Origin of the sequence: Luteimonas chenhongjianii, from assembly GCF_002327105.1 — a bacterium.
GTDB classification, from domain to species: Bacteria; Pseudomonadota; Gammaproteobacteria; order Xanthomonadales; family Xanthomonadaceae; genus Luteimonas; species Luteimonas chenhongjianii.
The window spans coordinates 1,866,825-1,878,234 of the sequence record NZ_CP023406.1; the positions used below are offsets into that span (position 1 = coordinate 1,866,825).

General features: G+C 69.3%; 11 protein-coding genes. 5 read left to right on the top strand and 6 right to left on the bottom strand.

The window, feature by feature from the left end:
* Positions 1-33 precede the first annotated feature (33 nt).
* Both CNR27_RS08590 and CNR27_RS08595 read right to left on the bottom strand, forming a co-directional pair.
* Complete coding sequence (locus CNR27_RS08590) at positions 34-1,335, bottom strand: amino acid permease (protein ID WP_096297961.1); 1,302 nt, start codon at positions 1,333-1,335, stop codon at positions 34-36.
* An 89-nt stretch (positions 1,336-1,424) separates the two neighbouring features.
* Entirely contained in the window at positions 1,425-2,936 is a 1,512-nt protein-coding gene (locus tag CNR27_RS08595) for an amino acid permease (RefSeq protein WP_096297963.1), read from the bottom strand.
* A gap of 208 nt (positions 2,937-3,144) precedes the next feature.
* Here CNR27_RS08595 and CNR27_RS08600 point away from each other — a divergent pair, with 208 nt between their 5' ends.
* Complete coding sequence (locus tag CNR27_RS08600) at positions 3,145-3,705, top strand: NUDIX hydrolase (RefSeq protein ID WP_096297965.1); 561 nt, start codon at positions 3,145-3,147, stop codon at positions 3,703-3,705.
* A 121-nt stretch (positions 3,706-3,826) separates the two neighbouring features.
* Complete coding sequence (locus CNR27_RS08605) at positions 3,827-4,264, top strand: VOC family protein (RefSeq protein ID WP_096300455.1); 438 nt, start codon at positions 3,827-3,829, stop codon at positions 4,262-4,264.
* Between the two features lie 22 nt (positions 4,265-4,286).
* Here the strand turns inward: CNR27_RS08605 and serA are convergent, their stop codons facing one another.
* A complete protein-coding gene (serA, locus tag CNR27_RS08610) occupies positions 4,287-5,561 on the bottom strand; it encodes a phosphoglycerate dehydrogenase (protein WP_425435415.1) in 1,275 nt (424 codons plus the stop codon).
* A gap of 93 nt (positions 5,562-5,654) precedes the next feature.
* On the opposite strand from serA, the gene CNR27_RS08615 reads away from it, so the two are divergent.
* The 3 genes from CNR27_RS08615 to CNR27_RS08625 all read left to right on the top strand — a co-directional run bounded on the left by CNR27_RS08615 (position 5,655) and on the right by CNR27_RS08625 (position 9,214).
* Positions 5,655-7,040, top strand: coding sequence for an FAD-binding oxidoreductase (locus CNR27_RS08615; protein ID WP_096297969.1), 1,386 nt, complete (start codon positions 5,655-5,657; stop codon positions 7,038-7,040).
* A 65-nt stretch (positions 7,041-7,105) separates the two neighbouring features.
* Positions 7,106-7,405 (top strand): DUF2388 domain-containing protein, encoded by a 300-nt coding sequence (locus tag CNR27_RS08620; RefSeq protein WP_096297971.1) that lies wholly within the window; start codon positions 7,106-7,108, stop codon positions 7,403-7,405.
* 12 nt (positions 7,406-7,417) lie between these two features.
* Positions 7,418-9,214 carry a DUF7844 domain-containing protein gene (locus CNR27_RS08625; RefSeq protein WP_096297973.1) on the top strand — a complete coding sequence of 599 codons (1,797 nt, stop codon included), beginning with the start codon at positions 7,418-7,420 and terminating at the stop codon, positions 9,212-9,214.
* A 260-nt stretch (positions 9,215-9,474) separates the two neighbouring features.
* Here the strand turns inward: CNR27_RS08625 and yeiP are convergent, their stop codons facing one another.
* From yeiP to CNR27_RS08640, 3 genes are read right to left on the bottom strand one after another with little or no spacing between them, the layout of a single operon-like run.
* Positions 9,475-10,041, bottom strand: a complete 567-nt coding sequence (gene yeiP / locus CNR27_RS08630; RefSeq protein WP_096297975.1) for an elongation factor P-like protein YeiP — start codon at positions 10,039-10,041, stop codon at positions 9,475-9,477.
* Entirely contained in the window at positions 10,038-10,622 is a 585-nt protein-coding gene (locus CNR27_RS08635) for an aspartyl protease family protein (protein WP_157745338.1), read from the bottom strand. Before CNR27_RS08635 ends, yeiP begins: the two co-directional genes overlap by 4 nt.
* A gap of 12 nt (positions 10,623-10,634) precedes the next feature.
* Positions 10,635-11,405: an SDR family oxidoreductase gene (locus CNR27_RS08640; RefSeq protein ID WP_096297979.1), complete on the bottom strand. Its 771-nt coding sequence runs from the start codon at positions 11,403-11,405 to the stop codon at positions 10,635-10,637.
* Positions 11,406-11,410: the final 5 nt, after the last annotated feature.

Below are 11,410 nucleotides of genomic sequence, written 5' to 3' on the forward strand. Positions count from 1 at the left end.
GGACCGTGCTGCCTGGCGCCTTGGCGGCGCGGCTCACTTTGCGGTCTGGCCGCGCCGCGGGAAGCCGCGGTATGCAGCCCAGGCCAGCAGGCAGATGATCAGCGCGCCCATCAGCGTGTCGATCGGCGTCGACCAGATCAGCAGGCCACAGGCGAGCAGCGCACACATGCCGAGGATGCGGTCGCGCGGCCCCGCCGGACGCTCGGGATTGCCCAGGAGCAGGCTCAGGCCAGCGGCGGCGTAGGCCACGACCACCAGGGTGACCGCCATGTTGATGATGGTCTCGAACTGGGTCCCGACCGTGTCCGATACGGTAGCGAAGGCGATGATCGTCATCGAGATCACCACGGCCAGCAGGCCCTGACCGGCGGCGCCGTTGGGGAGCAGGTGTCCGAAAAACCGCGGCAGGAAGCCGCGATGCGCCGCGCGCGCGCCGGATTCGCCCGTCACCAGCAGCCAGCCGCCCAGCGTGCCGGTGGCCTTGAGCGCGGCCGCCGCGGCGATCACCGGGATCGCCCAGGCCCCGAACATCTGTCCGGCGACCAGGGCGAACGGCGCGCTCGACTCGGCGAGTTCCTCGACCGGCACGATGCCCATCATCAGCACCGAGGACACCATGTAGACGACGCCCGCAAGCAGGATGCCGCCGAGGGTCGCGATCGGCACGTTGCGCTTGGGATTACGGACCACGCCGGCCACCATCGCGCCGGTCTCCAGGCCGATGAAGGCCCAGAACACCGTGGCCAGGGAACCGAACGCGACCGCGGCGTCGGACTCGCCACTGACGTTCCAGCCCGCGAAGTAGATCGAGGAGTCGAAATAGGCCCAGCCGGCGATCAGGACCGCGGCGATCGGCAGCAGGCCGAAGACCACGCAGAACGACTGGAAGTGCGCGATGGTGCGCGGCCCCAGCAGGTTCAGCGCGAGCATCGACCAGATCAGCAGGATCTGTCCGGTCAGCTGTACACCGGGACCGTCGCTCACCGGTAGCAGGATCACCAGATACCCGATGGCGGCGACCGCGATCGCGTTGTTGCCGATCCACGAGGAGAGCCAGTACGCCGTGGTGGCGAGGAAGCCCATGTCCCGGCCGAGGCTCGGGCGGATGTAGTCGTCGGGCGATGTGAGATCGGGATACTGGCGCGCCAATCGCGCGAACGCGCCGCCCAGCGCGACGGCGAGCACGGTCCCGATCAGCCACGAGAACACGGTGACCGCACCCGACCGCGCGAGCGTTGCCGGCAGCAGGAAGAACCCCGAGCCGATCATGTTGTTGGCCACCATGAAGGTCGCCAGTACCGGGCCGATCTGCTTGACGTTGGAGGTCGTGGACATGGGGGTGATCCGCGAGGGGGCGGCGACGGCCGCTGGTCGGAGGCTCTAAGGGCACACGGCCCGCGCGGGGCGGGCCGTGTGGCGGCGGATCAGCGCTGCGGCAATTGCTGCCGGAGCTTGCTGTGCTTGTAACCGTAGAGGAAGTAGATGGTGAACCCGATGATGGTCCACGCCAGCAGCACCATCCAGTTCAGCAGCGGCATCGTGGCGACCAGGCCGAGGCATGCGGCCACGCCGAGGGTGCCGACGACGAACACGGCCGGCACCCGGAACGGGCGGTGCAGGTCGGGCTGGGTGCGACGCAGGACCATCACGCCCAGGCACACGGTGGCGAACGCGACCAGGGTGCCCATCGAGACCACGTCGCCCAGCAGCTGGATCGGCAGGAACGCCGCCATGACGGCTGCGACAAGCGCCACCAGCACCGTGCCCTTGTGCGGCGTGCGGAAGCGCGCGTGGATGGCGCCGAAGAAGCGCGGCAGCAGGCCGTCCTGCGCCATCGAGAAGAAGATGCGCGGCTGGCCCATCAGCATCACCAGGATGACCGTGGTCAGGCCGGCGATCGCGCCGATCTCCACCAGCGTCTTGAGCCACAGCAGGCTCGGAAATGCCTCGAGCGCCGTGGCGACGGGCTTGGCCGTGCCGAGCGTGGTGTAGGGCACCATGCCGGTCAGCACCGCCGATACCGCGATGTAGATCACCGTGCACAGGAACAGCGAGCCGAGGATGCCGATCGGCATGTCGCGCTGCGGGTTCTTGACCTCCTGCGCCGCCGTCGAGACCGCGTCGAAGCCGATGTAGGCGAAGAACACGATCGACGCCCCGCGCAGCACGCCTTCCCAGCCGAAGCGGTCGCCGCCCTGGTTCTCGGGGATGAAGGGGAGCCAGTTCTCGGCGTTGATGTACTGGAAGCCGAAGGCCAGCAGCAGCAGGATGACCAGCACCTTGATCGACACGATGATCGCGTTCGCGGTCGCCGACTGGGTGATGCCCACGTAGCAGAGGATGCCGACCGCGCCGATGATCAGCACCGCCGGCAGGTTGAACAGCGCGCCGGTGGTGACGAACTTGCCGAATTCGCACGCGCCGGCCTGCGCCGCCTCATGCGTACAGAAGTTGATCGGCGCCTGGGTCAGTGCTGCCGGCAGGTGCACGCCGAGACTGTCGAGGAAGCTGACCGTATAGCCCGACCAGCCGACCGCGACGGTCGACGCCGCGAACAGATATTCGAGTACCAGGCTCCAGCCGACGAACCAGGCAAGTGCCTCGCCCAGCGTCGCGTAGGTGTAGCTGTAGGCGCTGCCCGAGGCGGGAATCATGGCCGCGAACTCGGCGTAGCACAGGCCCGCCATCGCGCAGGCGAAGCCGGCGATGACAAAGCTCAGCATGATCGCCGGGCCGGCGTGATTGGCGGCGGCGGTACCGGTGATGACGAAGATGCCCGCGCCGATCACCGCGCCCAGTCCGAGCATCACGAGGTGCTTCGCGGTCAGGGTGCGCTTGAAGCCCACTTCGCCAGACAGACTGCCTTCGACAGGTTCGCCGGCATCGACATGCGGCTGCGCCTCGATAGGCTTGGTGATCATCAGGTTCTTGAACATCGGGCTCCCCGGTTGGTCGATGGTGTCGCGACTGGCCACCAGACGTTCCGTCGCCCCCCGCGGCCATGCGGAATCGCCGTACCATGCCAAACGCGGACGCCCGGCACAAGCAACACCGCAACGGCTTGTGCCACTTCGCGCGAACCCCGATCCTGCGCGACCGGTCACGCCGCGTCGCAACAAATCCATGCCCGATACCAGCGCTTCCATGGCCGATCCCGTCGCGTCGCTCGCACGCGCCTTCACCCGGTTCGGCCAGGCCCATCCTGCACAGTCGCAGGTCGCCACGGAGTTCGTGGCCGTGCTCGGCGATGCGCAGGATCCCTTCGTCCGCACACGGCTTGCCGGTCATTTCACAGCGTCGGCACTGGTGGTCAGCCGCGATGGCGCACGCACCCTGCTGACCCACCATCGCAAGCTCGGCCTGTGGCTGCAGCCGGGCGGACACGCGGACGGCGACCGCGATCTGGCGCGCGTGGCGCTGCGCGAGACCGAGGAGGAAACCGGACTGCGTGACGTCGCGGTGCTGCCGGAGATCTTCGATCTCGACCGCCACTGGATTCCCGTGCACAGGGACGTCCCCGGGCACTGGCACTACGACGTGCGCTACGTCGTGCGCGCGGGCACGGACGAGACGTTCGCCATCAGCGAGGAGTCGCTGGCACTGGCATGGGTGCCCATCCTCGAGGTGGCACTGGGGAACGGCTATGACGCTTCCCTGCAGCGCATGGCGCAACGCTGGCGCGAAAGGGCCGCGCGCCCGTCATGAGCCGATAGGCGTCCGTGTCGCAAGCGCTGCCGACGGTCGCTCGCGCAGACAACGGGCAACGGGATCTCGGCGATTCGCCGGTCCGATGCGCCAGGCCCGCAAAGCGGACATCATGCGAGCCATGACCACAGCTCCCGATTCCAGCGCCCTGCAGATCGGCGGCGTACTCGAAACCGCCCTGTACGTGGACGACATGCCACGGGCGGTGGCCTTCTTCTCGAACGTGCTGGGCCTGCGCACGCTGATGCAGGGCGATCGCCTGACCGCCTTCGATGCCGGTGGCCAAAGTGTGCTGCTGGTGTTCGCGCGCGGCGCCTCGCAGGCCGATACCACCAGCGAGCGCGGCACCGTGCCGGGCCACGACGGGTGCGGGCCCCTGCACATGGCCCTGCGCATCAGCGCCGATGCCTATGACGGCTGGAAGGCAAGGCTCGCGGCGCATGGCGTGCCGATGCGCGGCGAGATGTCGTGGCCGGCCGGCGGACGCAGTCTGTACTTCGAGGATCCCGACGGGCACGTGCTCGAGTTCGCCACGCCCGGCCTGTGGGCGAACTACTGAGGCCGGGCGGGGCGCCGGTGCTTCAATACAGGACGCGCGTGCGCAGGGTGCCCTCGATCTTCGACAGCTCGCTGCGCAGGTGCGTCGCCTGGTCGCCGCTGGCGGAAACGTCGATGACCACATAGCCGACGTTGGCGGTGGTGCGCAGGTACTGGCCGTCGATGTTCACCGCCTCGCGCGAGAACACTTCGTTGATCTTCGACAGCACGCCGGGCACGTTGCGGTGCAGGTGCAGCAGTCGGTGGCTGCCGCTGTGCTCGGGAAGGGTGACCTCGGGGAAGTTGACCGCAGACAGCGTGCTGCCGTTGTCGCTGTAGCGCACGAGCTTGGCCGCGACTTCGATGCCGATGTTGTCCTGCGCCTCCAGCGTGCTGCCGCCGACATGCGGGGTCAGCAGCACGTTGTCGTGACCGAGCAGCGGCGACTCGAACGCATCCTCGTTGCCCTGCGGTTCGACAGGGAACACGTCCACCGCGGCGCCGCCGATGTGGCCGCTGCGCAACGCGGCGGCGAGGGCGTCGATGTCGACCACGGTGCCGCGTGAGGCGTTGATCAGGTGCGCACCCGGGCGCATCGCGGCCAGTTCCGCTTCGCCGAACATCAGTTTCGTCGCCGGGGTTTCCGGCACGTGCAGCGTGACCACGTCGCTGCGTGCGAGCAGGTCGTCGAGGCTGGCCGCGCTGCGCGCATTGCCCAGCGAGAGTTTGGTTTCGATGTCGTGGAACAGCACCTGCATCCCCAGCGACTCGGCCAGCACGCCGACCTGGGTGCCGATATGACCGTAGCCGACAATGCCCAGCGTCTTGCCACGCGCCTCGTGGCTGCCGAGCGCGGACTTGCTCCAGCCGCCGCGGTGGCACTGGGCGTTCTTCTGCGGGATGCCCCGCAGCAGCATGACCGCCTCGGCGACCACCAGCTCGGCCACGGAGCGGGTATTTGAATAGGGCGCGTTGAACACCGGGATGCCGGCACGCTCCGCCGCTTCCAGGTCGACCTGGTTGGTGCCGATGCAGAAGCAGCCGATCGCCATCAGCCTGCGTGCATCCGCCAGCACCTCCGCGCTGAGCTGCGTGCGCGAGCGGATGCCGACGATGTGCGCGTCGGCGATCTTCGCGCGCAGTTGGTCGTCCGGCAGGGCCTTGGGGTGCATTTCGATCTGGGTGTAACCGGCCGCCCGGAAGGTGTCGACGGCGCTCTGGCTGATGCCTTCGAGCAGCAGGACGCGAATGTCCTGCAGGGGGAACGAGGTCTTCATGGATGAATCCGCAGCGTAAGCGTAGGGGAGTGCGCACTGCATGGTGCCAGAGTCGCCCGCGCACGCGCAGCCGTGCTGGACGCATCCGGAGCGCGCTCGTACGCTGGCCCTCCCGCTTTACCGGCCGCGTGTCCGATGTCCGACCCCCGAATCTCCGCCCTGCAGGCGGAAGTCCCCTCGCTGCGCCTGCTGACCGATCCCGCCGACCTCGCGCATTACGGGGTCGACTGGACCCGACGCTGGACGCCGGCGCCGATGGCGGTCGCACTGCCGGCGACGATCGAAGAAGTGCAGGCGACGATGCGCTGGGCGAATGCCGCAGGCGTCGCCGTCGTGCCCTCGGGCGGGCGCACCGGCCTGTCGGGCGGCGCGGTCGCGGCCAACGGCGAACTGGTCCTGAGCCTGCAGCGCATGAACCGGGTGGTGGGCTTCGAGCCGGCCGATCGCCTGCTCACCGTCGAGGCCGGCATCGCCCTCGAAGCGGTGCAGGAGGAGGCGCGGTCGCACGGCCTGCAGTATCCGGTGGATTTCGCCTCGCGCGGCTCGTGTTCGATCGGCGGCAATATCGCCACCAACGCCGGCGGTATCCGCGTGGTGCGCTACGGCAACACCCGCGAGTGGGTGGCCGGCATCCGGCTGGTCACCGCGACCGGCGAACTGCTCGACCTCAACCGCGGGCTGGTCAAGAACTCCAGCGGCTACGACCTGCGCCATCTCGCGGTGGCGTCGGAAGGCACGCTCGGCATCATCGTCGAGGCGACGCTGAGGCTGACCGACCCGCCGCCGGACACACGGGTGATGCTGCTGGCGCTGCCCTCGTTCGAAGTGCTGATGGAGGTATTCCAGGCCCTGCGTGCGCGGCTGCCGCTCGAGGCCTTCGAATTCTTCACCGACCGCGCGCTGCACCACGTGGTGGCGCACGGCGCGCAGGCGCCGTTCGACGCCGCGTATCCGTACTACGTCGTCGCCGAGTTCGCCTGCGAGGGCGAGGCGGGCGAAGTGCAGGTGTTGTCGGCGTTCGAGTACTGCATGGAGCAGGGCTGGGTCGAGGACGGCGTGATCAGTCACGGCGATACGCAGGCCGCGGCGCTGTGGCGGCTGCGCGAGGGCATCACCGAGAGCCTCGCGCCACACCTGCCGTACAAGAACGACGTATCGGTGCGCGTTTCGGCGATGCCGGGCTTCCTGGCGCGCACCCAGGCCCTGCTTGCGTCGGAGTATCCGCAGTTCGAGGTGGTCTGGTTCGGGCATATCGGCGACGGCAACCTGCACATCAACGTGCTCAAGCCGGCGGACATGGCCAACGCCGACTTCGTCGTCGAATGCGAGCGTGTGACCAGACTGCTGGCGGAAACACTGGCCGAGTACGGCGGCAGCATTTCGGCCGAACACGGCATCGGTCTGGTCAAGAAGGCCTATCTGGGGTCGACCCGCAGCGCGGCGGAGATCGCGGTGATGCGTGGCATCCGGCGTGCGCTCGATCCTGCCGGCATCCTCAACCCGGGCAAACTGTTCGACTGAAGGTCCGGTCGCCTGCGCACCGGCGAAGTTGCAGTGGCGCCCCTCCACCGTTTCCGGAGTCTCCCATGAAGGTCCGTTCCGCATTCCTGCTGCTGGCCGCCCTGTCCGCGCCGGCCTTCGCCGGCAGTTTCGCCGGCACAAGTGCGGGCGCGACCTCGGGCGGCGCCTCGGCCTCGTCGGGCAGCACGTCCGGCAACGACAAGGTGGTGCTGCAGGCGCGAGAAGACGCCGCAGGATTCGTCGCCAGCGAGGGACGCATCCGTGGCGCGCGTCTGGAAGCCGCGCTGCGGCACCTGCGCGAGACCCGGCCGCTCGCGCGTGAGGCGTCCGATCTCGAACTCGCGCAGGCCATCCTCGCCCGCTGATCAGGCCGGCCGATGCTGACGCGGGCCGCCATCGTCCTGACCGCGGCCCTGCTGGCGCCGGCGGCATCGGCCGCCGGCTGGGCGGTCGCGCAGCAGGTGACAGGTGAGCCGTTGCGTCCTGCGGAAGCCATCCAGGCCGACCTCGCACTGACCGCTGCGTTGTCGCGTCTGCCGCCCGCCTGGCGCGACGCACCGGGTCTCGATGTTGTCGTCGACTGGCGCGACGACCTGCCCGGCGCTGTCCACGGTCGCGCATTCGGTGCGCATCTGCGGATGCGTCGCTCGCTGCTCGCCGATGCGGACGATGCACAGGCACTGCAGCGCGCCCTGCTGCACGAGCTCGCCCATCGCTACGACCACTCGACACATGGCGGCCTGTCGCGCGATCCACGGCTGCTCGATCTCGCCGGCTGGCCGCAGCGGCCTCTGCGCCTGGGTCTGCGCGTGCGCGACAACGCCATGCGCGATCGCAGCCCCGATGCCTACGAGCGCACCGCACCGGCCGAGTTCGTCGCCGTCAACCTGGAGTACTTCCTGCTCGACGCCGAATACGCCTGCCGCCGTCCGGCGCTGCACGCCTACTTCGCCGCGCACTTCGGCTGGGCACCGCCGCAGGCCGCCTGCGCGCCGGAACTGGCCTTCGTCGAGGCCCAGCCCGAGGCGGATGCCGCGCCATTGCTCATGCTCGATCCCGCGCAGGTCCATGCCGTCGACTACCTGCTGGCCGAAGGCAACGCGCAACCGATGAGCCGCTGGGGCCACAGCATGCTGCGGCTGGTGATCTGCGCGCCGGGCCGCGCTCCCGGGCCCGATTGCCGGCTCGATCTTGCCCATCACCGTGTGCTGTCGTTCCGCGCCTTCGTCGACGACGTGCAGATCTCCAGCCTGCGTGGCCTGACCGGGCGCTACCCGTCGCGGCTGTTCGTGCTTCCGCTCGACCAGGTCATCGAGGAGTACACGCGGGTGGAACTGCGCGGCCTGCAATCGGTGCCGCTGGGGTTGTCGCCGGGCGAGATCGCCACGCTGCTGACCCAGGCGGCCTCGCTGCACTGGAGCTACGACGGGCGTTACTACTTCATCGGCAACAACTGCGCGGTGGAAACCTGGAAGCTGCTGCAGACGGGCGTGCCGCGGCTGGCCGATGCACGGCTGCGCAGCGTGACCCCGACCGGGCTGCTGCGCAGACTCGCGCGCAGCGGCGCTGCGGACCTGTCGGTGCTTGACCGCGAAGATGCGGTGCGGAAGGGATTCCGATTTCCGTCCGCCGATGCGGAGTATCAGGCCCTGTTCGATGTCGCCCGCGCCGCGCAACCGCTGCCGGTCACCCGGTATGCCGACTGGCTCGACCTCGCGCCGCAGGCGCGCGCGCCCTGGCTCGATGGCGCGCAGCTGCGCGACGGCGCGGCGCTGCTGGTGCTCGAACATGCTGCGCGGCGCCGGGAGATGTTGCGCCTGCGCGACGTACTCAAGCGCCAGCTGCTCGATCCGCGGCAGGCTGCAGTCGCCGCGCCTTCGCTCGCGACGCTGCGGGCAATGCTCGACGCCGGCGATCGTCTCAGCCGGCCCGCGCAACTACTGGCGGACGGCTACGGGCTGCCGCAGCCCGATGAACGCTCGATGCTCCAGCACGACGTGGCCGCGCGCGCGCAGCGCCTGCACGGGCTGCGCGCGCAACTGGAGGACGAGGGGCGGATGGCGTTGACGCCGCAGGCGCAGGCGCGGATCGCGGCGCTCGAGCGGAACGTCGAGGTGCTGGGTGCGCGGTTGCGGACGCTGCATCGCGAGGCGGGTGGGCTGGAACTGGATTGAGCGGCGTCACCTGCGCGCGCAGGACATGCGGGTGTCTGCAGCGTGTCCCGGCCCGCTGGCTGGCGTCGGCACGACATCGGAACGCACGACATCGGAACGCATGCCGGGCGTTGCACGCACGGTGCGGTGGAGGTCAGAGCGAGCGGTGCTCGCGTTGCGCATGGGTGCCAGCGCCCCAGACCCTGCCTCCCGGCGAAGACGGCCAGGGCATCGGAGCGTCGGAAGCTTGCGCGCTCCAGACGCTCGCCGATCCCCTTTGGTCAGTCCGCGCGGCCGCCGAATTCTCCGGTGATGGTGTTGACCCACACGCGCTCGCCGTTGGTGATGTATTCCGGCACCTGGATCTCGATGCCGGTGTTGAGCATCGCCGGCTTCGGGCGCTTGGTCGCGGTGCCGCCCTTGAGTTCGGGCGGGGTGTCGACGACTTCGAGCACCACGCTTTGCGGCAGCTGCAGGCCGACCGGGGCATCGTCGATGACCTGCACGAACAGGCCGGTCAGTCCCTCGGTGATGTAGCCGGCGCCGTCGCCGACGACATTGGCATCCAGCGTGTACTGGGTGAAATCCTCGTCGTCCATGAACACGAACGCGTCGCCGTCCTTGTACGAAAAGCTCGCCTGGCGCCGGGCGAGGTCGACCTCGCGCAGCTCGTCGTCGCCGTCGAAGCTGGCGTCGGTCTTGGTGCCGCCGGGCACGCTGTACATGGTGAAGCGGAAGCGCACGTTGCCGCCGCGGCCCTGCGGCGAGCTGCGCTCGATGTCGCGCACCTGGTACACGCCACCATTGTGTTCGACCACGTTTCCTTTCTTGACGTCGTAGGCTTTCATCGTTGTCCGCTGCTGGATGGAGAACTGGTTGGGGAAGGCGACCCGGCGCCGCGGCCGGCATCGGGATTGCGCAGGTAGAGCCGCAGGTTCGGGTAGTCGATCACCGCCGCGCCGCGTACCAGCACGTCCGCGCCGACCACGCCGTCGACGGCGGCCTCTCCACGCTGCGAGAACGCCGCATTGACGTGGTCGAGCGCGAGGAAGTGGGCGGTGAACGCGTCGTCGCGATAGGCACCGATCCGCAGTCGGCTGCCGGGCAGGGCAGCGATCGCGAGCCCGCTGCCGCCGGCGCCCGTGGCGACGCCGCCCGCCACGACATCGCGTCCGTCGGCGAAGCGCGACTGCGCGGCACGGTCGATGACGGTGCGACCCGCGCCGGTGTCGACGATGAAGCGGCCGCGCACACCGTTGACGTGCAGCTCGATGGCGAGGTGCGCATCGCCATGTCGGGTCATCGGCACCGCCACATAGCCGCCGGCGCGGAGCGTGGCGTCGAGTCCGGCAGGCTGGGCGTGCGCAGCCAGCGCCAGGCAAGCCAACGCCGCGGCCAGCACAATGCGATGCAGGGTCCGTGTCGGCACGGCGCTGCGGCCTTACCTGGGGGCGAGGCGCACCGCGCCGTCGAGGCGGATGGTCTCGCCGTTGAGATAGCGGTTGCCCACGATGTAGGCGACCAGGTCGGCGAATTCCTCCGGACGCCCCAGGCGCGACGGGAAGGGGATCGAGGCCGACAGCGACTGCTGCACCTCGTCGGGCATGCCGTCGACCATCGGCGTCCAGAAGATGCCCGGCGCGATGGTATTGACGCGGATGCCGAAGCGCGAGAGCTCGCGGGCCATCGGCAGGGTCATCGCGACCACGCCGCCCTTGGAGGCCGAATACGCGGCCTGGCCGATCTGGCCCTCGTAGGCGGCGACCGAGGCGGTATTGACGATCACGCCGCGTTCGCCGTCCTCGCCCGGCTCGTTGCGCTGCATGACCGCCGCTGCGGCCTTGGCGACGTTGAAGCTGCCGACCAGATTGACCATGACCGTGGTGCTGAACGTCGACAGCGGCATCGGCGCCTCGCGACCGAGCACGCGGCCGGCGCCGAGGATGCCGGCGCAGTTGATCGCGACATTGAGTCCGCCGAGGAACGCGCGCGCCGCATCGACGTTGGCGACCACGCCGGCCTCGTCGGTGACATCGGTGCGCAGGTAACGGGCATTGGCTTGGCCGAGCGCGGCGACGGCGTCGGCGCCCTTGTCGTCGTTGACGTCGAACAGCACGACCTTGCCGCCGCCCGCCACCAGGTGATGGGCCACGGCGAGGCCAAGGCCGGACACACCGCCGGTCACGATGGCGCGGACGGAATCGGGTGTCATGAGCG

Excerpts from the sequence above, each read along its gene's own strand:
- CNR27_RS08590 (WP_096297961.1), bottom strand. The coding sequence starts at position 1,335 with ATGTCCACGACCTCCAACGTCAAGCAGATCGGCCCGGTACTGGCGACC.
- CNR27_RS08595 (WP_096297963.1), bottom strand. The coding sequence starts at position 2,936 with ATGTTCAAGAACCTGATGATCACCAAGCCTATCGAGGCGCAGCCGCAT.
- CNR27_RS08600 (WP_096297965.1), top strand. The coding sequence starts at position 3,145 with ATGGCCGATCCCGTCGCGTCGCTCGCACGCGCCTTCACCCGGTTCGGC.
- CNR27_RS08605 (WP_096300455.1), top strand. The coding sequence starts at position 3,827 with ATGACCACAGCTCCCGATTCCAGCGCCCTGCAGATCGGCGGCGTACTC.
- serA (WP_425435415.1), bottom strand. The coding sequence starts at position 5,561 with ATGCAGTGCGCACTCCCCTACGCTTACGCTGCGGATTCATCCATGAAG.
- CNR27_RS08615 (WP_096297969.1), top strand. The coding sequence starts at position 5,655 with ATGTCCGACCCCCGAATCTCCGCCCTGCAGGCGGAAGTCCCCTCGCTG.
- CNR27_RS08620 (WP_096297971.1), top strand. The coding sequence starts at position 7,106 with ATGAAGGTCCGTTCCGCATTCCTGCTGCTGGCCGCCCTGTCCGCGCCG.
- CNR27_RS08625 (WP_096297973.1), top strand. The coding sequence starts at position 7,418 with ATGCTGACGCGGGCCGCCATCGTCCTGACCGCGGCCCTGCTGGCGCCG.
- yeiP (WP_096297975.1), bottom strand. The coding sequence starts at position 10,041 with ATGAAAGCCTACGACGTCAAGAAAGGAAACGTGGTCGAACACAATGGT.
- CNR27_RS08640 (WP_096297979.1), bottom strand. The coding sequence starts at position 11,405 with ATGACACCCGATTCCGTCCGCGCCATCGTGACCGGCGGTGTGTCCGGC.